The organism is Heyndrickxia faecalis (genome assembly GCF_040267745.1).
Lineage (GTDB): Bacteria > Bacillota > Bacilli > Bacillales > Bacillaceae_C > Weizmannia > Weizmannia faecalis.
Map to the genome: position 1 here is coordinate 166,988 of NZ_CP158453.1, position 22,663 is coordinate 189,650.

Consider the following 22,663-nt stretch of genomic DNA (forward strand, 5'->3'; position numbering starts at 1 on the left):
GCAAGAAAATTGTGCCTATATCCATTTAGAGATGTGACAACTTTTATGAAATTTTGAGAATGAATGAGAAGTCAAGAGATAATTGTACTTTATTGAAGGAGGAAAACCATGGGAGAGAAAAAGGAAGAAATACTTATCAACTTAAATAATGGCTGGCCATTTTATACAAACGAGTCTTTTTCATGATGTTGGTTGCAATTGCAACCGCAGCAGCCACTGATGTCGTCAGTTGCGATTTTCACACGCCTGTCTATGAATCTTCTACACAAGGAAATTACTCGAAGTAAATACTTTTTCTCTATATTTTTCGTGTTCATCCATTTTGTTTTATAGGCACGTTATATGAGATTGGTGGTGTTTTATGATACCAAATATCGTGAAAATCGATTTTTCTGTGAAAAAATGATGGCCCATTAACGGAGTCTTAAATATGGGGAAAATTTTTCGTAACCCTATAGCCAGGTATGTAATAAAATAGTATGATTTTAGATTAAGAGGGGGGATTTTTTTGAAGAAAATAAAAAATATGCTTAAGTTATTGTTCGTTTTGGCCCTGATTTTCGGGCTGCCTGTCGGGGTTTATGCGAACGGATCCACGTCCACGGATCAGCAGAATGCAAGAAATACGATAAGTTTGCAGTCCAAAATCATTCAAGGTGCAAAACCGAATTATGTGGACAAGTCGGGTAGTCAGAGTTACTTAAATCCGGATGATTATCCGCTTATTAACCCGAGTGGATATGTAGGCGCTTTAACAGACAGCTGGTATAGCACCCATTATCTTACATACGGATCGACAACCTCGTATTCCGATACGCAAATGCTGTTTACGCTCCTGCATACAGACACGGACTATTACAAAGACCCTTATTTGGAAATTGAATTTTATACGAATCATAACGGGACAATGGATTTTGTCGGGTATTTTGAAAAAGATATTAGTGCGTATACAGGCACTGTAAGTCTTGGGTTCATTATAAACAAATCATTTTTTCCAAAATGACCCGTATATTTACGTCCGGGTAGGCACATTGAGCAGCCTTTCTGATTATTACTATTCGGATGTAACATATTTTAAAGTCGCAAATCCGTTTTATCAAGGTGGCACACCAACAACCGGTTCGAATTACTACGAATTGATCAGCAATGAATCTACTGACGGGAATGCAACGGAAAGCACGGGTTCATTTGCCATCCAGAACGATGAATATGCAAGCAGCAAAAATTTAAGCCGGTCTGCGTATCAAATGGACTACGTTGTCCCGTTTGATACGAAAAAATATGAAAGCCGGTCATTGAAGAAAAGCACGAAGTCCATCCAGGCAAACTATCAGGTCGGGGACAGCAAATCTTTTTGTGTCCAGAATCTCGTAACGGGCGCATACTCTTCGATGAGCGCGACGCTCCTGTACAGCGGCTCCCATGCCGATGTATGGGTCAACAACAATGAGATTACATCGGATGAAGCTGCGCAGCTCGGCAAAGAATTTGATAATAAAATTTACAGCTCCGATGTAGACAATTTTGGCTCACCGTCGGATATTGACCAAAACGGGAAAGTCAATATTTTATGCTACGACATCCAGGACGGTTTCAGTGGCAGCGGAGGCTATGTGGCCGGCTATTTTTCTCCGCAGGATTTGTCCAATGTCAGCTATTCCAACCGTTCGGAAATTTTTTATATTGACACATATCCGCTCATGGGGATTGGTTCTTCAAAAGATGTGTCGCAGGCATACTCCACTTTGGCGCACGAATTCCAGCACATGATCAATTTTAATCAGAAAGTTTTCGTGCAGGGGCTGACGGATACCGATACATGGATGGATGAAGGCTTATCCATGGCCGCCGAACAAATTTATACGGGAGAAGCACTGCAAGACCGGATCGATTACTATAATGAAGATTCGGATATCACGAACGGCCATTCTCTGTTGTATTGGGATTATGACGGGGACGTTTTGGCCAACTATTCCCTGTCGTATCTCTTCATGGAATACTTGAAAGACCAGTGTGGACGGGGCAACAGCATTTTCAAAGAACTGATCAATGATCCGCACAGCGATTATCAGGCGGTTCAGGATATCATCCATAAATATGTCGGGGAAAATATTTCCTTTGGGCAGTTTATGACCGATTTCCGCGCCGCACTAGTGTTAAAACAGGATACGGGCCTGTACGGCTTTAAAGGCGATTCCGCTTTTGACGGCCTTAACATTAAAACGTACAGCGGATCTTCGCTGAATCTGAAGGGCGGCGCCGTTGTCAAAAGCTTGGGCTTCAAAGATGATTTTTCCGTTCCGGCAGATAAAGGCCAAGATATTACTTATACGCTTTTGGATGCTGGCGGCGGGAATGCAACCGCACCGGCAACTCCTGTAGTGAATGAAGTCGGCGACAGCGACACGACTGTAACCGGGACGGCCGATCCGAATGTGACAGTTTCCGTTGCGGTAAACGGCACAGTTATCGGTTCCTCTGTTTCCGGCTCTTCTGGAAATTTCTCGGTAACCATTCCGAAACAAAGGGCGGGCACCGAACTGCATGTATACGCTGTGGACAGCAATGGCAACAAGAGCGGCGAAGCGGTTGTCACCGTTAAGGACAAAACCGCACCGGCAGCACCGGTTCTCAATAACGTCAGCGATGCGGATACATCTGTGACTGGAACCGCTGAAGTAGGCGCGAAGATTACGGTAAAAGCGAATCATGCTGTCATTTCAACAGGGTACGCAACTTCATCCGGAACTTTTGCAATTGCGATATCGAAGCAGAGAGCCGGTACACAGCTTTCGGCATATGCAGAAGATGCCGCTGGGAATATGAGCCCTGAAACGACTGTAACGGTCATTGATAAAACAGTACCGTCCGCTCCGAGAGTGAATCCGGTCAGTGATGCAGATACAACGGTTACCGGGACAACGGAAGCGGGTGCGAAAGTAACGGTGCAGTCGGGATTAGCAGTTTTAGGCACGGCAACAGCCGACAGCACCGGCGCCTTTAAAGCAGGGATTGCAAAACAAAAAGCCGGTACAAAACTTACGGTGTATGCCCAGGATGCGGCAGGCAACAAAAGCGCGGGCACAACTGTGACGGTGAGCGATAAGACCGCTCCTGCAGCCCCGAAAGTAAACAGTGTGACGGATGCAAGCACAACCGTAACAGGTACAACGGAAGCCGGCGCAAAAGTCACAGTACAATCGGGCTCTGCCATTTTAGGAACAGACACGGCTGACAGCAAGGGAAGCTTTAAAGTCACGATTGCGAAACAAAAAGCGGGGACAAAACTTACGGTGTATGCCCAGGATGTGGCAGGCAATAAGAGTGCCGGGACAACCGTGACCGTTATCGACAAAACAGCACCTGCTATTCCAAAGGTCAATACCATCAGTGACGCAACGACATATGTCACCGGCACGACGGAAGCAAACGCTGCGGTCGCGATTAAAAGAGGCAGCACAACCATTGGAACCGGCACCGCCGACAGCAAGGGCAACTTCAAGATTAAAATTGCAAAACAAAAGGCGGGAACAAAGCTGGTTGTATATGCTAAAGATGCCGCCGGGAATACAAGTACAGGCAGGTCGTTTAAAGTCGTTGACAAAACCCCGCCTGCGACACCAACCGCCGGCACCGTAACGTATAAATCAACAACTGTATCGGGTAAGGCCGAAAAACATGCAACGGTTTATGTGTACAACGGCAGCCATTACGTCGGCAAAGCAACGGTCAGCTCAAAAGGGACTTACACCGTCCATATGAAAAAACAGAAAAAAGGCTCCACACTCAAAATTTACGCGAAAGACAAAGCGGGGAATAAAAGCGGCTACCGATACGTGAAAGTGAAATAAGAAAAACGACCTATGGGAATAAGTAGTTCAGTTTTCGTGGAGAAACAATAGAAATAGCATATCAATTATAAGGTGCTGTCCAAAAAGTCCTTTTTAACAAGAAAACCCGCCCGAGAAATTCATTTTTCTCGACGGGTTTTCTCATTTAGAGTAAAACTAACCCGGTGAAAGGGTACTAAGAAGTTATGTCAGGACCGATAGAAGAAAAATACACAGGGGGAAGTGGGGCGTTCCCCTTTTGAAAAATTCCTTAAAAAAGGCGTACAAATCTAAAACTCTGCCAGACCCCCATCCAACATAGGAAGATTCAGCGGAACCTAGAGAGAAATCAGCGTAGCAGGGAAAAAGTAAGAGTAAGGGAGACAGCCTTTTTGCAGAATTCCTAAAAACCGGGTGCAAACTCCGGAACTACGGCCGCTCTCCCAGTTTTGAACTGAGGAATCAGAGAAAGTGGTGGAAAAATCGGCGGACATGTGCGGGAAATCAGCGGAAATGCCAAAAAAATCAGCGGAAAGATGCGAAAATCAGCGAAAGGAGGAAAAAGCAGGGGAAAGAGATGTCCTCCCTTTTTGAAAAAATCTCCAAAAACGGCGTTCAAGGTCCTCAAACTTAGCGGAATAAGAAGCATTTATTACGCCCGAATAGTGTACGCAGTCACTTTATATCCGCGAAAAGGGCCTGCAACCTATCACCAGCTTGAAATGGTGCCTTTCCTCAAAGATGTGTCACTTGTTGTAGCCACAAAAAATCCACCATATAAGGAAGGTGGAGGAAGAAAAGCGGCATTACATCTACACTTCGAGGAGCCTCATTCTTGCAACCTGGGATTTGCCGGGTTACAGTTTGGGTACTCCAGTTCTGTAAACTCTGCTAATTTATTCAAATAGTAACATTCCTCTCTCATCATATGATCGGCCATCAATGGCGCAAAAGATACTAAAGCCTCCTTGCTTAACCGAAGTTCTTCAATTTCATGCAAAAAGTTCATGAAAAGCGCCATTTCCAGAGAAATATCCTGACCAAATTTCTTCAAAGCAGGGAAAGTGGATAATCTCGTCCGCAAAAATCCAGCCATTTCCACCGCTTTTAAATAGAAATCCTCAAAGTCCTTTGTGAATGCATCGCTTTTTCCTTTCATTTTCTTTTCAACCCGGTCAAGATTACTTGAAATGGCACCGGCATGGCCTGCTGCATCCAACAGCCAAACCAGATGGTGATGCACCTCGTGGACAACAGGTGGAACTTCACCCTTTTTTAAGTATTTTAGAACACGCAAATATTCATCTAATTCATTGACCATATGGTTAATAAAACTGGGCGTCAAATGAATGGTGATTTTCCCGGTCAACTGTTTTCTGATGATCGAAAGTTTTAACTGCTTTAATTGCAATGCTTCTTCATCCGCTCTTTGGCTTAAGCGGATGAGATCGGCATTTTGTATACTTCTAAGCAGTTGATCAAAGACTTGAATAAAATAACGCGTTTGTTCAATTTCTTGTTTTTCCTGCGGAGCGAGTGAATCATGAATAAAACGTGCGTGATCTCCCAATATTTGAAGCCAGAAGCCATGTTCAAATCCTGCTGCCTGTTCAAAATTTGCCATCCGGCATTCTCTCCTTTCGTGCACTCTTATCATCTTATGGATGGCCTGACGGGGATTATGATGGGTGCCTGACAGACGCCAGACATAAAAAAATCCCCGCCTAATTGATGCAGGTAGGGATTGGTCTTTCAATATCGCCATTGTTTTGGCCATCATGGTTATTCCGGAGCTTAAATTCGTTTAATGCTTCAATTGAAAACTCCGGAAAAATTGATTCCGGCATGCTTGACGGATTGGGCATGTTTCTTTTTTAACTCCAGCGCCTTTTCCGGGTAGTCCGTGATAATACCTGCCAGCTTCAGGTCCAGAGCTTTTTTAATGGAACGGGCGGAATTCACTGTCCAAACACGTACCGGAACCGAATGTTCTGTCGTAAATAGATTGGATTTGCTGATTAAAAACGACCGGTTCAGGTGTAGTCCGGACAGCTGGTGATCTTGAATCATACGCTCTAAATCCAAATGGCGCTTCGATGTCAAAAAAGCAGTATGTGCCTCCGGGTCTAATGTTTTTATCCTTATCAGTGTTGAAAGATTAAAAGATGAAAAAATGATTCTTGATTTTAAATGGTACCTTTCCGAGAGCTCCAGGGCCTTTTTTTCGATGCCGGGGTAGGAAAACGTATCTGTCTTCAGCTCAATGTTCAAGGAAACCTGGTAATCCGCTGTCAGTTCCAGCACTTCCTCAAGGGTGGGGACCGTTTCCTTCTCCCAGGATGAATCATAAAAAGAGAGATGTTTGAATTTCTTGCCGGCGCTGTATTGTTTGATTTCGTTCAAATTTAAATCTTTCACATAACCGCTGCCTGTAGTCGTTCTGTCGAGTTTCTCATCATGGATCACCACCAGTTCGCCGTCTTTTGACATGTGGACATCCAGTTCTAAGCCTTCCGCTCCGATGTGACAGGCATGGGCAAAACCCAGCAATGTATTTTCCGGATGGGTTCCCTTGCTGCCGCGGTGCCCGAATATCAGTGTTTCTCCCATAAGCGCATTCCTCCGGTTATCATTTTCCGTTTGCCTGGTTGGCTTTTTCAATGGCCTGGTTGGTTTGTTCTACAGCTTTATTCAGGGCTTTGTCAATGTCTTCGCCGTTATAGACACTTTCCATGGCCGATTCCACAGCGGTTCTTTCTTCCGGCAGACTTTGCATCAGCGCGCCCTGTGTGACCGGCGAAGTATGGGTGGCTTGTAATTGCTGCACCGGAACTTGCAACTGCGGCACTTTTTGATAAACTTCTTTTACAAGCTGGTCATCGTATGCTTTCGTGTTAATGGCAAAATAGCCGGTGCCTATGTGCCATTCAGCCTGTACGTGAGGGCTTGCCAAATATTTCATGAAATCCCATGCCGCTTTTTGTTCGGCGCTGCTTTTTCCTTTTGACAGCCACAGGCTTGCACCGCCGATGGCAACCCCGTTCCATTTTTTGCTTTCCGGATGCGGCAGATAAGCTACACCGACTTTAAATTTTGCGTTATCGACAACGTCCCGGATGCTGGCGGACGATTGGATGAACATGGCCACTTTGCCTGCAAGAAATCCCGCTGTCATATCATCAGCCGCATTCGTGCCCGTGCCGTAATCGACAAAAGTTTTGTCTGCAATCATGTTTTTCGCCCACTTGAGAATGTTTTTTCCCGCTTCGTTATTGAACACGGACTTTGTCGGCGTTCCGTCATGTCCGTTGTTTTTATTGACCAGCAGTGAACCTTGATTGGCCAGCAATTCTTCAAAAAGCCAACCATACGGCTGCAGGGCAAAGCCTTTCATTTTTCCATTGCTGGAGTCTGTTACTTTTTTTGCATATGCTTCAATCTGTTCAAAAGTGACATTTTTCGGATCGATGTTGACGCCGGCTTTTTTAAGGGCATCCTCGTTGTAATACAGGACAGGTGTGGAGGAATTAAACGGCATAGAATATAGTTTTCCGTCCACCGTATAATAATTTAAAATATTCTTTTCCAAGTTCGAAGTATCATAGTGATCTTTGTCAATGAATTTTTGGACAGGATCAATAAAGCCGCTGTTGATCATTGTCTTGGTCCCGATTTCCTGAACCTGGATGATGGTAGGGGCTTTATCCGTACCGCCGACACTTAAGTATTTTGGCAGGGATTCCGTGTATTCCCCCTGGTATTCCGTTTTTACGAGCACTTTATTCTGTGACTGGTTGTATTCTTTCACAATTTGATTGAGCGTTTTTTGCGGCTCTCCGCTCATGGAATGCCAAAACGTCACCACGATGCGGCCGTTTTGTTTCGTGGTGGTCGCCTCTGTATTTGCGCCACAGGCAGCAAGGCTTAAGGTAAGGCAAAGCATCATAAAAATTGCAAGGTATTTTTTAATCATTTTGCATCCTCCTTCAATAAAGTTAAGTTTTCTCTTGAATACTCACTCATTCTCAAAATTTCATAGGTGTTTAATTTACACCAAATAGCTATCACATCTTCAAACGAATTTATGCAGAATATTATTATAGGTTATGGACCATCCTAACGACCGAACTGGATAAGTTTGGTAAATAAAAGGATATAACCGTGCGTAAGATCTCCACACGACTCAAGATCGCTCACCCTCCTATATCTCTCCGGATCAGGGTCCATACATTCCTCCTATTTTATCGAGCCTTCGGTGAGGCCTTTTTGCAAATGTTTTTGACCCGCAAATAAGACGAGTAAAGTCGGGATCGCGACAGTGACCGCACATGCCATGATCATGCCCCAGTCGTTCAGCGTTTCCTGGGATTGCATTTGTTTGAGCCCGATCTGCACGGTGCGGGCTGTATCATTGGTTGTGACCAGAATCGGCCATAAATACTGATTCCACGTCGTCAAAAAGCTGTATGTACCTAACGTAACAAGGCTGATCTTCGACATCGGCAGCACAACTTTCAGATAAAATTTCCAATGGCTAATGCCCATCAGGTCGCTTGCTTCTTTTAACTCCATTGGAATTTGTTTGAAATGCTGCCTGAGTAAAAACGTTCCAAATGCGGAAGCGATAAACGGCAGGATGAGTGCAGGATACGTATTCAGCCAGCCCAGATCCCGTATCGTCTCAAAATTGGGGATCATCTGCGCCTCAAACGGAACCATCATCGTGGAAATAAACAAGTAAAACAGCAGATTTTGCCCTTTGAATTTTGGAAACACAAACGCATATGCAGCAAGGCTCGACAGCAGCAGCTGCCCGGCCGTGACAGCCAATGAAACAAGAACACTGTTCATCAGATAATGGACGAAAGTCGTGTTTTGAAAGGCTTCAAGATAATGGTTTAAACTGATATGCACTGAAAAATAATGTCCGGCTACAATCTCTTCCTGCGGTATGAGGCTGATGGACAGGCCGAGCAAAAACGGGCTGCCAATCAAAAGCGCAAAGAAGATTAAAACAGCGTACAGGCCGGTCTTCGAGACAAACGTTCTCATCATTGGTAATGCACCTTCTTTTCCCCCGCCTTAAATTGGATGATCGTTAAGACAAAGATGATGACAGCTAATATAACCGCTTCGGCACTGGAGGTACCAAACTGGTGGTTGATAAAGGCATCCTGGTAAATGGAATACACGAGCAAATTTGTGTGATTTGACGGGCCGCCCTTTGTGAGCATGTCAATCTGCCCGAATGTTTGGAAGGCATTGATCACCGAAACGATGATGACAAAAAACAATGTCGGCGATAACAGCGGGAGTGTAATCCGCCTGACCTGCGTGAGATACGGAATCCCCGTAATTTGCGCACTTTCATAAAGGTTTTGGTCAATGTGTTGCAAGCCTCCCAACAGGATTAAAAAAGAAAAGCCAGTGTTCATCCACACGGTGGACAGCGAAATGGAAAACAACGCCCAATGCGGGTCGGTTAACCAGCTGACCGCAGGAAGGTGAAAGAGCTGCATCAAACGGTTCATCAGTCCGATGGAAGGATTAAATAAAAACATCCAAAAAACGGAAGCCACGGAGACGCTGATCCCCATTGTTGATGCGAAAATGGTTCTGAAAAAGCCGATTCCTTTTAATTTTTCATTGGCGAGCAAAGAGAGAAAAAGCGAAATGATCACGGTTGCCGCAACTGTTCCCGCAGCAAACATCAGCGTGTACAGCAAACTTTGTCTGTAGTCTGCGGATGTGAACAGTTCTTTAAAATTGCTGAGTCCGGCGAACACGGTTGGATGCCCGGCAAAATCGGTCAGATAAAAACTGAGAAATACCGTCCGGAACATCGGGTAAAAAATGAAAACGGCCAACAAAATGAGGGATGGAAGCAGAAACAGCCATCCGGTCACAGCATCCCCGTATCGCCTCTTTGTCTTCTTCTCCTGTTCCAATTGGACATTGATCGCTTCTCCAGCAGATAAATTTTGTATCATACCGAAACCCCGCCTTTTTCCATATTGAAGGCCTTTTCGCGCGTATCCGGATCAAAAAAATGGACATCCTCCGGAGAGAAGTAGACCGTTATCCGGTCATCCGGATCAAGCTGCCATTGTCCGGCCCATTTTGCTTTCCACTGTGTATTTCCGAACGCAAACCAAATAATCGTTTTGTCGCCAAGTTGTTCGGCGGACTTGACGGTTGCCTGTATTGCAGCGTCGCCGCTCTTGGCATTCGGTTTAAAATGCTCAGGCCGGATGCCAAGGATGCATGTTGGTTTGGGAAAAGAGAATCCTGGCTGAACGGCCGGACCGTCCGGAATCCTGAAACGTTTTCCCTCTTCAACATACGCTTCTGTGAAATTCATTTGCGGCGATCCGATAAAAGAAGCAGCGAATTGATTTGCCGGATCATTGTAGATTTCGATCGGCTCTCCGATTTGCTGGATCATTCCTTCATTCAAGATCATGATCCGGTCTCCCATCGTCATCGCTTCCACCTGGTCGTGGGTAACGTAAATCATCGTTAACCCGAGCTGGCGCTGCAGTTGCCGGATTTCCGTCCGCATCTCGGTGCGGAGTTTCGCATCCAAATTCGAGAGCGGCTCATCCATTAAACAAATCGGCGCCTGACTGACAATCGCCCTTGCCAATGCAACCCTTTGCCGCTGGCCCCCAGATAAAGCGCGCGGTTTTTTTTCGGCAAATGGCTCCAGTTGGACAAGTGCCAGTGCATGTTTAAGCCGCGCTTCTTTTTCCTGCTTGGTGAGTTTTTCTTTCGAGTTAATGCCAAAAAGGATATTTTCCCTTACCGTCATGTGCGGATAAAGGGCGTAATTCTGAAATACCATCGACACTTGGCGGTCTTTCGGCAAAACATAGTTTGCCGGCCGGTTGTCAATATAGAGCTGGCCGCCTGAAATGTCTTCAAGCCCGGCAATCATCCGCAAAATCGTGCTCTTCCCGCATCCTGAAGGACCGACAAGCACAAAAAATTCTCCTTGCTCAACCGAAAAGTGAATGTCACTTAAAACAGTTGCGCCTTTCCCGTAAGACTTCGAAACATTGACCATCTCGATTTTCGGCACGAAGCTTTCCTCCTTACTTATCAATTTGCAAATTCAAGATAGCACAAAAAAAATCGCAAAACTGCGATTTCAAAGGAACTTAACTTAATATTTACAAAATCTTTAAGGGAAATGATTTTGACGTTTTTGATGGTGCTGGGGGAAAGGCTTGTAATATAAGAAAGCGCAGAGGTTTTGGCCCCTGCGCTTCTTGAATCGTTACACGCTTTTTGCTATTTCACTTTTACTGTCCGATATCCGCTAATATTGCCGGATTTATCCGCGGCCTCACTTTAATCGTGGTGCCTTTTTTCGTTGGGCTGATTTGGATTTTATAATATCCGCGCTTGTCGGCTTTGGCAGAGCCGATTTTTTTGCTGCTTGCATAAGCAGTAACGGTTACGTATGCTTCTCAATGATGTACTTGGAAGTGTGGCTGACCGCGTAAACAGACGGTGTGCCTGGTGCGATTCTGTCAATCGCCGTTACACTTTTTGTGCTGCTGGATCCGTAGCTGTTTTTCGCGTAATTATAAATTTTCGTGCCGGCTTTGTGCTTCGGAATCTTGACTTTATATTCGCCTTTACTGTTGCTTGTGCTTTTATACGTTTTCGATCCGATTTTCACATATACGGTACTTGATTTGCTTGTTTTCCCGCTAACATAAGTGCTGCGGTTGCCGACCGTATGACGGAAGGTGTTGAGGCCGGTGATCCAACTAAGGTAAGGGGGATCCTTTGTTATCACAGGTTGGGTGTTAGACATAATGGAATGAAAAACTGCAATATAGAACGGAGCAAAATGGTTAACTTGAATGTCATCCTCTGTTCGAGACGAAAAAGAACGAAAACGGCATATTTTTAGCATGATGGCCGCGATCTCCTCTTAAACGTCACCGGCCCGGAATTTCCCGCAAAGACAAAACGTGGCAAACTCCCGCGTTTTTCCATTCAAATCATCATATAGAAAGAATAACCTGAATCCGTGACGAAAATATAACAAACGCCGTTAATAGGTAGATTTCCCAAGAGTAAGGATATAGTGGTGTCCGACTATTCGATAAATGCACTTTTAGTGATTCAGTATGTAAAAATTTCCCTGTTTCATTCGTTTTTGTGCACGCCAAATAAATCTGCGAATTTCCATTTTTTGCAAGTTTTCGTTTTTTATTTCTTTTTTCCTAGTAGTCTATTGATCGGGATGTTTAGTAAAAGGCTTGATACAAACGAGTAAAGACCGGTAACCATTTGTTGGTCTCCGCGACTTTTAATTTCCATTGCCGGCCACGGAAAACCAGCTTTGAGGCCAGTGTGATCATATTCTGGATGACGGTTCGGATTCTTCTTCTTGTTGTTTTCTTTTTCAATGGCGTATCTTGTTTTTTCAAGCTTTCTTGTCCAATCAAGCGAAGCAGGTTATACGCAAATACACCGAAATGGAGCACAAGGCCATTCGTTTCATATTTGCCTGACGGCAGCCGTTCGAGATCCAGTTCTGATTTAATTTCACTATGGAACTGTTCGCAAGTGCCATGGTTATGATAAAGAGAGATCACCACATGAGGCGGCACTTCAAGGTCCGTCCAGTAGGTTTCAAATTCATACTCGGGAATTAAAAAAATTTGTCCATCTCTTGAGATGGTTCTTTCGGTCACTTTAAAAACTTTTCGGATGCTTCGCTCCTGGTCCTTAATTTGAATGGTTTCGGGGATGGATCCAAGGTAAACCTTCTTTCCTTCCCGTTCTTCACAACAGATCCCATATTTTCGGGCAATGTACAGCCAGTCCTCAGCTTTTTCCTTACGGGGATTGCGTTTGATAATAAAGCTTGCATGGTTTTCTAGGAGAATAATGAGATTATCCCGGCTGTCATTTCCGGAATCAAGCCTGAAAAGCAATGGCTGATCTGTTAGTTTCCGGGCAGATTGAATGGTTTCCTGGATGAAATTTGGTGTACCTTTTTGGCAGTGGACACTTCCCTTTCGCATCTCAACATGCAGGCAGTAACCTTCCTGTCCCATGTAAGCGAACATAGGGGCATAACCGTCACAGCCTTTATAGGTTCTTTCTACCCCTTCCTCGTATAATAAGTTTAAATCCAAAGTGGATGTCAATTTCCAGTTCATTCTGCTCATTGACAAGTGAATATAAGATTTTGTATTCCGGACGAGCCCGGAATACAAGTTCGGACTTGGACGCTTCACGATGTTCCCGGATAATGGTCTTAGGATCGTTTGGGTCAATGCTTCCCCTCCTTGTAGCCTGGCTACTCGAAAAGTCTGCATCCCCAGGTTCTTGCTTGAAGGTCTAACCCGTAGGCCGTTCCTCCGGATCTCCGTGCTGGAAATGAGCAGTTCCAGGCAGCCCACGGCCCGGATGAGTTCTCATACGCGAGGCTGACAGATCGGCAAGCCATCTGGGGATATCCCGAAGCGTTCGATTCCATCGATCCCAATACAGAGAGGAGGAAATCATATGCCCTTATTTGTCGGTATTGACGTGAGCTCCAAAAACCTCGATGCCTGCCTGATGGATAGAATGGGGGAAACGTTGGCCACCCAAACGGTGACAAACAATCTTCCCGGTGCCTATGAGTTAAGAGACGCCATCCTCCAACATGCGGAGGCGGATGACACCATCCAGATCGCCATGGAGGTCACATCCGTGTATAGTTGGCACCCGGCAATGTTTTTTCATGAAGATCCCGAGCTAAAACAGCGTCGTACAAAGGTGTTTACCCTGAATCCGAAGCTGGTGAGAAATTTCAAAAAGGCTTATGCCGAGATGGACAAGACCGATCCCAAAGATGCCTGGGTAATTGCGGACCGCTTGCGTTTCGGGAGATTGCCGAAATCCGTGATTCAGTCAGAACAATACCTTGCCCTTCAACGGTTAACACGGATGCGCTATCACCTGATTCAAAGTTTAACCCGGGAACAACAGGTATTTTTGAATCATCTGTTTTTCAAATTCAGTGCCTTTGACCTTGAAGTGGATACACCGGTCTTCGGCCATGCCATAACGGAATTTTTGCTTGAGGCCTATAGCCTCGATGAAATTGCCCAAATGCCTCTGGAGGACTTAGCGATGTATCTCCAGACCAAAGGTCATGGCCGCTTTAGCGATCCCGAGGATTTGGCCGCATCCATCCAAAAAGCTGCCCGATCCTCTTACCGGCTTTCTAAATGTGTGGAGGATTCGATTGACTTGGTCCTGGGCAGTTCTATTGAGATCATCCGGCATCTTAAACGCCAAATCAAGGATTTGGATAAGGCGATTGCCCGCGTTCTTGAAGGAATCCCGAATACCCTCCAGACCATTCCGGGAATAGGCCCGGTGAGCTGTGCTGGGATTCTCGCTGAAATCGGCGACATTGAGCGCTTTGACGACCAAGCCGCGATCGCAAAATTTGCTGGATTGTTCTGGCCCCGCCACCAATCGGGTGATTTTGAGGCTGATGACAAAATGCTTGCGCGTACAGGCAATCGTTATCTCCGGTATTACCTGGTTGAGGCTGCCAATCTGGTCCGGCGACACGAACCTGAGTACCGCGCCTTTTACCAAAAGAAATATCGTGAGGTGCATAAGCACTCACACAAACGCGCCCTCGTCTTAACGGCAAGAAAACTGGTGCGCCTGATCGATGCGCTGCTCCGCAACGATCAAATTTATGCGCCGAAAAAGAAGGTGACGCGATGAGGTAACCAGGTAACCATCATCGATAGCCTGAACTTGAAAACTTCCAGATTATTCCAATTATCTGGAGGCTTAGTTCAGTATTGCCATTTTTACGACATAGAGCCAACAAAATTTCCAATTCACTTGTTTTTAACCCTTGACATCACACCGTAGGACTTTCATCATCCATCAATACCATCATAACGCAAATTGCATGAAAAAGGGTTTGTCTGTTTTGCGGACGCGAAAAAATGCAACCGCTTTAAAAATGTGTATTAATATCTTTTGCATATGGACTAATACAGTTTTGTGCAAAACAAGCATTTTATAAATTTTTTCATGCAAAAACCTTGTTTTCACCGCATATATAGGTTTAATATATAAATGTGAACTTTTTATGAACAAATATAGTACAGATTCATTTTTTACTATAACAGTTTGTATGCCAAATGCCGAAGGGTGCAAGAACAGCGGAGAAAGAAGGGATCATTGGCCAGGTTTGCCGCAATGCGGATAAAGGAATTAGGAGATTGAAAGCCGGCATTTAGGGGATACTAACGAAAAATAAATGGAAAAGAAGGGGATTGACAAATGGCAAAAACGATAGCGGATTTGCTGATTGATTCATTATTAAATGCAGGTGTAAAAAGAATTTATGGGATCGTCGGGGACTCTTTAAATGCAGTGCTCGACTCCATCCGGCGTTCCGGGCGGATTGAATGGGTCGGCGTGCGCCATGAAGAAGTGGCCGCTTTTGCAGCCGGCGCAGAGGCTACCTTAAATAACAGCATTGCGGTTTGCGCAGGCAGCAGCGGCCCTGGAAACTTGCACCTTATCAATGGGCTGTATGACTGCAACCGTTCGCGTGTGCCGGTATTGGCGATTGCCGCCCATATTCCGAGCAGTGAAATCGGAAGCGAGTATTTCCAACAAACACGGCCTGAATTGATTTTCAAAGACTGTGCGCATTTTATTGAAACAGTACAACGCCCGGAACAAATGCCTTTAATGGTAAATATGGCGATGCAACAGGCGGTCGCAAACCAAGGCGTTTCCGTTCTTGTTTTGCCTGGTGATGTTGCAGGCCTGGATGACAACGTAGCAGTGCCGCAAGTACCGGTCCATTTTGCCAAACCGGTCGTGAAACCGTCAGAAGAAGATTTAACACAGCTTGCTTCTTACTTAAACGACGGGAAAAAAGTAACGCTGCTTTGCGGTGCGGGTTGCCAGGGTGCCCATGACGAAATTATGGAACTGTGCAACAAACTGAAATCGCCAATGGTCGTTGCACTGCGCGGTAAGGAGTTTTTGGAATACGATAATCCTTACTTTGCAGGGTTGACAGGCTTGATCGGATATTCTTCCGGCTATGACGCCATGATGGAATGCGATACGCTGCTGATGCTCGGCACAGACTTCCCGTACCGCCAATTCTATCCGAAAAACGCAAAAGTGTTGCAGGTCGACATCCGTTCCGAACATTTGGGACGCCGGACACCGCTGACACTCGGCGTTGTCGGAGATGTAAAAGATACAGTTGAAGCTTTGCTGCCAATGATTCAGGAAAAAGACAACAGCAAGCATCTTGAAAAACATGTCAAAGCTTATCAAAAAGTAAGAGAAGATCTCGATGAATTGGCTGTTGGCAAACCGGGACGCAAACCGATCCACCCGCAATATTTGACAAAACTGGTCAGTGATCTGGCAGATGAAGATGCTATCTTCACTTGCGATGTGGGTACACCAACGTTGTGGGCAGCACGTTATGTGCAAATGAACGGCAAACGCCGCCTGCTCGGTTCATTTAACCACGGTACGATGGCTAATGCGCTTCCACAAGCGATCGGCGCGGCTGTTGCACAACCTGGCAAGCAAGTTGTTTCGCTCAGCGGGGACGGCGGCCTGTCGATGCTGATGGGTGACATGTTAACGCTCCGCCAGCATAAGCTGCCAGTTAAAGTCGTTGTCTTTAACAACACGGCATTAAGCTTTGTTGAACTGGAAATGAAAGCAGCCGGCTATCCGGAAACTGGAACAGGCCTTGACAGCCCGAACTATGCAGCGATTGCTGAAGCGATGGGCATGAAAGGGATCCGTGTGGAAGACCCAGCTGATCTGGAAGGGGCACTCCGTGAATCATTCGAACATGACGGACCGGCCGTTATTGACGTTGCCGTAAACCGCCAGGAATTGTCCTTGCCGCCTAAAATTACGTATGAACAAGCACACGGCTTTACGCTGTGGATGCTGAAAGCCGTATTAAACGGCCGTGCCAATGAATTAATTGATTTGGCTAAAACAAACTTGATTCGATAATCAAAAATAAGCCCGGTATCCGTATGGGAAACCGGGCTTTTTCTTTTAAACAAAGGTTTTTTCATATTTTGGAGTGGTGTTTGTGGCTGCTATAAGCTATCGGAAAAGCGGGCCGGGCAAATGGTATGCGGGCTCTCGCGCACCCCGTCCAATATCACAGAAGGGGCGCCCCATCCGCCAGTTTCCGGCTTTTGGGGCGCCCCTTATTTATTCGTTTTCCAAATGGAGCACGTTCAGCAGTTTAAAGAACAGGCTTACGATAATGGCAACGACTGTTGCAAGCCCCATCCCGCTTAATGAGGCGGTGCCGATATTGATCGTTGCGCCGCTTAAGCCAACAGCGAGAACAAGGCAGGTGAGAATCAAATTTTGCGATTTTCCGTAATCCACTTTTTGTTCGACCAGCATCCTGAGTCCGCTTGCCGCAATGACACCGAACAAGAGGAGAGAGATGCCGCCCATAACCGGCTGCGGAATCGATGATATGAGCGCCGCCAATTTTCCGCAGAAGGAAAGGATAATGGCGAGAACCGCAGCGCCGCCGATCACCCATGTGGAGTAGACACGCGTAATCGCGAGCACACCGATATTTTCACCGTACGTCGTATTTGGTGTGGCACCGACAAAACTGGACAGAATCGTGGAAATGCCGTTTCCGAGCAAAGACCGGTCAAGCCCGGGGTCCTTGGTTAAATCTTTTTTGACAATATTGCCTGTGACGATTAAGTGGCCGATATGTTCCGGAATGATGACGAGCGCTGCCGGCACGATCATCATGATATCGGACCAGTTCAGTTTGATCGGATAGTACGTCGGCAATGAGATCCAGGCTGCTTCCTGGACGGGTTTGAGGTCGACAATCCCGAATGCCAGGGAAATCAGATAGCCGCAAATGATCCCGATTAAGATCGGAATGATTTTAAGAAAGCCGCGCAGGGTAACCCAGCAGACCACTGTAATTGCAAGTGTTAATAAGGAAACCGTGATGGTATCAGGGTCCGGGCTCCAGTGTTTTACGGAAGCATCCGTCTGGACAAGGCCTGCCATCTGTGCCGCAGTCGGGACAAGCTGGAGCCCGATCACGGCCACGATCGCGCCCATTGCAGCAGGCGGAAAGACAACCTCAATCCAGCCCGTGCCGGCAATTTTAACGATAAGTGCAATGATGACAAGAATAATGCCGACTGCAAGGAATCCGCCCAATGCGTAACTGTATCCGGTAAGGCCCGCATGTTTTGCAAGAACGGCAAATACCGGCGAGATAAAAGCAAAGCTGGACCCGAGATAGGCCGGGATTTTTCCTTTTGTGATCAGGATATAAAGTAGCGTCCCGATCCCGTTCATGAATAAAATGGTCGCAGGATCAATTTTAAACAGGACAGGAACGAGAACGGTTGAACCGAACATGGCAAACAAATGCTGAAAACTTAGCGGCAGGCTTTTGAGAAAAGGTAGTTTTTGGTTAACTTGAATTTCATGCTGTTCCATATTTCTCCCCCTCAATGGATTGGTAAAATGCGAGGCAGGGGTTTTCCAGGAAGTGCCCTTTTGGCAAAAAAAAGCACCTTGCCCGAATGAAAGCAAGGTGCATGGAAGTGCACATTTATCCGGAACCTTGCCAGCCTCACGGGACTGTTTTAAAGGCATTCATTCATCTTTTGTCCTTGCTATTATGGCAGTTCCAACCGGGTTTGTCAATTCTTATTTTGCATTTGCAGTTCTGAAGAGTAAATTCATCAATTTTTAGATGTTTTATGATAAAATGACTTATCCACATTTAGAAAATTTTTCCATCTATTTTTTCTGCTTTCAAAGTCAAAAAGAGCCGAATTTGCAAATTTCTTTTTTAAAATTGTGGATAACTTCAAAAAAACCTTTTTTTACATCACATCCTTTGCTATAATATAACCATTAAGTAAACCTTACTTGTATTGGCTTACTTAAATGGGTGAAATCCTCGTCTGTTAAAATGCGTGTCCGAAACGATTCCAACAGATTTGAGGATTTTTCTTTTGCCGTTTTTTTGAGTGCTTTTAAGATTGACGAACCTTTTTCAAACAGCTGTCTAATAATATCTGTTATTTGAACTAATAAATAATGATTTTTCATGGCTGTGTAGTTTTGGCTATTGGCATGTTCTATATTGTAACGATTATTTTTTTGTTCGTTAAATCCTTGATTTTCAATCTTCCAGCGGCTTCTTCCTGCAGCGATGAGTCGTTCCACGTTCTTTTTCGTGATTTTAATATCCGTTATAAATACATACTCTTTCGATTTCCCATCCTCTGTTTTCATTGTGGCCTCCATCAGATTGACCGTTCTGTCTTTGTAGGCAATATCATTCACCCAAACTAATGAATTCTGATCCTTACTTTGTTCCAGCTCTTTTATTGCCTTAAACTCCGTCGAGATACTTTTAATTCTCCCTTCCTTAAATCTGCATATATATTTCCATTTGTGCGCCCTGCACAGATTAAATACCGTTTCACATGCATAGAGACTATCTCCCAAGATACAAATCGGTAGTCTTTTAAATATTTTTTTTATTTTCTTTGCCAGCCTGTCGAAGGCTTTTAATTCACAATCTTGCTTAGAAACATTTTCTGATTCATTTTCGATAAATTCGGAGGCAATACTGAAGACCATATCCCCCACGACAAGCTTGGCTTCAAGTACATGGTGCATATAAAGTACGTTCGTTTCTCCTGTTTCTTTATTTGTATATGCCCGTCTCAGGCAGTGTTTACAATGTTTCTCATGAAAGGTGTGTAATCCAGTTCCATCAATGATGACACCCCAGTACTTTCCTTCAATTCGATAAGACTCGAGAGACCTTTTTTTCAATAATTCTTTAATCATATACGTTCTAATTTTTTCTAATTCATTTACATCTAAGCCAGATAAAAAGTCGTTAATTGTATCATAATGTGGAAGTTCTTCAAGAGAATCTAAGCCTAACACCTTCCCTACATTTTTAATACATTCTTCTTTATTAAAACTCTCACTCATGTTTCTCATGGATTTTAGGCCGGTCATATTTTTCAACATCATCGTAAATAAAAGGACCTCTGGACCATAAGTGATATAGCTTTGATGTCGGTGGTCTGCTACCTTTTTTAGGTTATTCATCAGGTCTTTGAAAAAATGCTTCTGAATTTTAAGGAACTCGAAAAAATAATTTGCTTCTTTTTCACGATTTCTTTTTTCTTTTCTAGTAACCAAAATAAAAACCCCCTCAAAACAGCCAAGTTTAATTAGGGCTTGCTGAACGAATCAAATTTTAGCTTGTATTCGACTTGTCACTAAGCCATGCCAAAATATTCGTCCAGCAAGCTCTAATTATTTAAATTATTACATATTTGGCCGTATTTTTGGGGGGGATACTTAAATTATCACGAAAAATTTTTACTCCTCAGAGCTGCCTTGATATAGTCATTAGAACTTGTTTTTTCGAGAAAAGGTCATCCCGCCTCCCGAAATAGGAAGGAAACGCCTGCACTGGCGTAAGCTTGCGCCCTTTTTCCAATCGTTTACATACCTGGCATTCATCTATATACCGAAAACATACCGTTATTATAGACCCTTTTTATTTTTTTACCAGCCTGTTTCTGCAGGGTTAACAAAATTGTAAAACACGAAGCGCATCCATACATTTTATTTTGTTCCAAACAGGCGGTCCCCCGCATCTCCGAGGCCCGGCACAATGTACCCTTGCTCATTCAGCTTCTCATCAAGGGCTGCTGTATAAATATCAACGTCCGGATGGGCTCTCTGTACGGCTTTCACACCCTCAGGGGATGCAATCAGGCACATGAATTTAATGTTTTTTGCGCCTCGCTGTTTTAAAGACTGGATCGCATCCACGGCAGAACCGCCTGTAGCCAGCATCGGATCGACAATAATAAAATCGCGTTCCTCTACATCGCTTGGAAGTTTTATGTAATATTCAACCGGCGTCAGTGTCTTCGGATCGCGGTACAGGCCGACATGTCCGACTTTTGCAGCCGGGATCAGTTTCCGCACGCCGTCGACCATGCCCAGGCCCGCACGCAGGATCGGGACAATGCCGATTTTTTTGCCGGATAAAATTTTTGATTTTGCCTTGCAGACCGGCGTTTCAATTTCAATTTCTTCAAGCGGCATATCGCGGGTAATTTCAAATGCCATCAAAGTCGATACTTCGTCGACAAGTTCGCGGAATTCTTTTGTCCCCGTATGTTTATCGCGGATATACGTCAACTTGTGCTGGATCAGCGGGTGGTCAATGACATGAAGTGTGCTCAAATGAATTCTCTCCTTTAAAGGTTGGTATCAGGTTCGGCAAATGCTTACCCCAACCATTTTACACGAAAAAAGCGCCCAATCTCAAGGAAAGCCAAAAGAAAATCCTGAGGCCGGGCGAAAGGATCCAGCCCCGCGTTTTACGGGGCCATCCTGCTCAATTTTTTTGCCGGTTCTGACTCGAATTTGTTTTTATGCCACATTGGAAGCGGACCAGCCATCCGTCCGGAAAAAGCGGGATAAAACCCCTGCTTAGTTTTGGCCGGCGTACAGCGGAAAGCGTTCCGTAAGATGCTTGACGCGTCCTGCCGCTTCTTTTAAGACTGCTTCGTTATCCGGATTTTTCAATGCCGATCCGATAATGGATGCCACCTCATCCATTTCTTCAAGGCCGAATCCCCTTGTTGTGACTGCGGGTGTGCCGATTCTGAGACCGCTTGTCACAAACGGGCTTTCCGGGTCATACGGAATCGTATTTTTATTGGCCGTAATGCCGATATCATCGAGCACTTTCTCCGCATCCTTCCCGGTAATGCCGAAAGAGCGCAAATCAACGAGAATAAGATGATTATCCGTCCCGCCGGATACAAGGTCAAATCCCTCTTTTTGGAGCCCTTCCGCCAGCCGTTTTGCGTTATCCACCACTTTTTGCGAATAGATTTTGAACCCGTCTGTAAGCGCCTCTCCAAAAGCGACGGCTTTAGCCGCAATCACATGCATAAGCGGGCCGCCCTGGATCCCCGGGAAAATCGATTTGTCCACTTTCTTTGCAAATTCCGCTTTGCATAAAATCATGCCGCCGCGCGGTCCCCGCAATGTTTTATGCGTTGTGGTCGTCACAAAATCCGCATACGGCACAGGGTTCGGATGTAACCCGCAAGCCACAAGCCCTGCAATATGCGCCATATCCACCATTAAATAGGCGCCGACTTCATCCGCAATTTCCTTGAACTTTTTAAAATCAATCGTGCGGGGGTATGCACTTGCACCGGCAACAATCAGTTTCGGCTTATGTACGCGCGCTTTTTCCAATACATCTTCATAATCAATATGCTGCGTTTCCTTATCCACACCGTATTCCACAAAATGGTACTGCATGCCGCTGAAATTGACCGGGCTGCCATGTGTCAAATGCCCGCCGTGGGACAAATTCATGCCAAGCACCGTATCGCCGTGCTCCAGAATGGTGAAATAAACCGCCATATTGGCCTGTGCGCCAGAATGCGGCTGGACATTGACATGTTCGGCACCAAAAAGCTGTTTTGCCCGCTCCCGCGCAAGGTCTTCCACAATATCCACATATTCGCATCCGCCGTAATAACGGTGCCCCGGATAGCCTTCCGCGTATTTGTTGGTCAGAACGGAGCCTTGTGCTTCCATCACCGCTTCGCTGACAAAATTTTCGCTGGCAATGAGTTCAATCTTGTTTCTTTGCCGGTTCAATTCCTGCCGGATCGCCTCGTAAACTTCCTTGTCTTGATTTGCAATATGGCTCAATT

Annotated in this window: 16 protein-coding genes; 4 read left to right on the plus strand and 12 right to left on the minus strand. The window is 45.2% G+C overall.

From position 1 onward, the window contains the following. Positions 1-508 precede the first annotated feature (508 nt). The gene (locus ABR335_RS00805) at positions 509-1,003 is read left to right on the plus strand and encodes a hypothetical protein (RefSeq protein WP_017551725.1); all 495 of its coding nucleotides are present in this window, start codon (positions 509-511) and stop codon (positions 1,001-1,003) included. Between the two features lie 28 nt (positions 1,004-1,031). Next, positions 1,032-3,851: an Ig-like domain-containing protein gene (locus ABR335_RS00810; protein WP_017551724.1), complete on the plus strand. Its 2,820-nt coding sequence runs from the start codon at positions 1,032-1,034 to the stop codon at positions 3,849-3,851. A gap of 808 nt (positions 3,852-4,659) precedes the next feature. Here ABR335_RS00810 and ABR335_RS00815 read toward each other — a convergent pair. From ABR335_RS00815 to ABR335_RS00850, 8 genes are all read right to left on the minus strand, one after another. Continuing rightward, positions 4,660-5,454, minus strand: coding sequence for a DUF2935 domain-containing protein (locus tag ABR335_RS00815; protein ID WP_017551722.1), 795 nt, complete (start codon positions 5,452-5,454; stop codon positions 4,660-4,662). Between the two features lie 188 nt (positions 5,455-5,642). Then, positions 5,643-6,440 carry a glycerophosphodiester phosphodiesterase gene (locus ABR335_RS00820; protein ID WP_013860840.1) on the minus strand — a complete coding sequence of 266 codons (798 nt, stop codon included), beginning with the start codon at positions 6,438-6,440 and terminating at the stop codon, positions 5,643-5,645. Positions 6,441-6,459: 19 nt separating this feature from the next. After that, positions 6,460-7,803, minus strand: coding sequence for an ABC transporter substrate-binding protein (locus ABR335_RS00825; RefSeq protein ID WP_013860839.1), 1,344 nt, complete (start codon positions 7,801-7,803; stop codon positions 6,460-6,462). Positions 7,804-8,066: 263 nt separating this feature from the next. After that, complete coding sequence (locus ABR335_RS00830; protein WP_013860838.1) at positions 8,067-8,885, minus strand: carbohydrate ABC transporter permease; 819 nt, start codon at positions 8,883-8,885, stop codon at positions 8,067-8,069. After that, on the minus strand, positions 8,882-9,820 hold the full coding sequence (locus ABR335_RS00835) for a carbohydrate ABC transporter permease (protein ID WP_017551720.1): 939 nt from the start codon (positions 9,818-9,820) through the stop codon (positions 8,882-8,884). The genes ABR335_RS00830 and ABR335_RS00835 overlap by 4 nt, the downstream gene beginning before the upstream one ends. Beyond that, the gene (locus ABR335_RS00840; protein ID WP_017551719.1) at positions 9,817-10,911 is read right to left on the minus strand and encodes an ABC transporter ATP-binding protein; all 1,095 of its coding nucleotides are present in this window, start codon (positions 10,909-10,911) and stop codon (positions 9,817-9,819) included. The genes ABR335_RS00835 and ABR335_RS00840 overlap by 4 nt, the downstream gene beginning before the upstream one ends. Before the next feature lie 378 nt (positions 10,912-11,289). Beyond that, positions 11,290-11,655: an Ig-like domain-containing protein gene (locus ABR335_RS00845; protein ID WP_230090493.1), complete on the minus strand. Its 366-nt coding sequence runs from the start codon at positions 11,653-11,655 to the stop codon at positions 11,290-11,292. A gap of 439 nt (positions 11,656-12,094) precedes the next feature. Beyond that, entirely contained in the window at positions 12,095-13,132 is a 1,038-nt protein-coding gene (locus ABR335_RS00850; protein ID WP_434063172.1) for an IS1380 family transposase, read from the minus strand. A gap of 232 nt (positions 13,133-13,364) precedes the next feature. Between ABR335_RS00850 and ABR335_RS00855 the strand changes: the two genes are divergently transcribed. Both ABR335_RS00855 and poxB read left to right on the plus strand, forming a co-directional pair. Next, positions 13,365-14,588 (plus strand): IS110 family transposase, encoded by a 1,224-nt coding sequence (locus ABR335_RS00855; RefSeq protein WP_350346406.1) that lies wholly within the window; start codon positions 13,365-13,367, stop codon positions 14,586-14,588. Positions 14,589-15,158: 570 nt separating this feature from the next. Beyond that, a complete protein-coding gene (gene poxB, locus ABR335_RS00860) occupies positions 15,159-16,883 on the plus strand; it encodes a ubiquinone-dependent pyruvate dehydrogenase (RefSeq protein WP_017552045.1) in 1,725 nt (574 codons plus the stop codon). 207 nt (positions 16,884-17,090) lie between these two features. Here poxB and uraA read toward each other — a convergent pair whose 3' ends face one another. The 4 genes from uraA to glyA all read right to left on the minus strand — a co-directional run bounded on the left by uraA (position 17,091) and on the right by glyA (position 22,661). Continuing rightward, on the minus strand, positions 17,091-18,371 hold the full coding sequence (gene uraA, locus ABR335_RS00865) for a uracil permease (protein ID WP_014096666.1): 1,281 nt from the start codon (positions 18,369-18,371) through the stop codon (positions 17,091-17,093). A 423-nt stretch (positions 18,372-18,794) separates the two neighbouring features. Further along, on the minus strand, positions 18,795-20,105 hold the full coding sequence (locus tag ABR335_RS00870; RefSeq protein ID WP_013858128.1) for a transposase family protein: 1,311 nt from the start codon (positions 20,103-20,105) through the stop codon (positions 18,795-18,797). Positions 20,106-20,537: 432 nt separating this feature from the next. Beyond that, the gene (gene upp / locus ABR335_RS00875) at positions 20,538-21,167 is read right to left on the minus strand and encodes a uracil phosphoribosyltransferase (RefSeq protein ID WP_014096758.1); all 630 of its coding nucleotides are present in this window, start codon (positions 21,165-21,167) and stop codon (positions 20,538-20,540) included. A gap of 249 nt (positions 21,168-21,416) precedes the next feature. Next, a complete protein-coding gene (gene glyA, locus ABR335_RS00880; protein WP_014096757.1) occupies positions 21,417-22,661 on the minus strand; it encodes a serine hydroxymethyltransferase in 1,245 nt (414 codons plus the stop codon). Between the last annotated feature and the right edge of the window lie 2 nt (positions 22,662-22,663).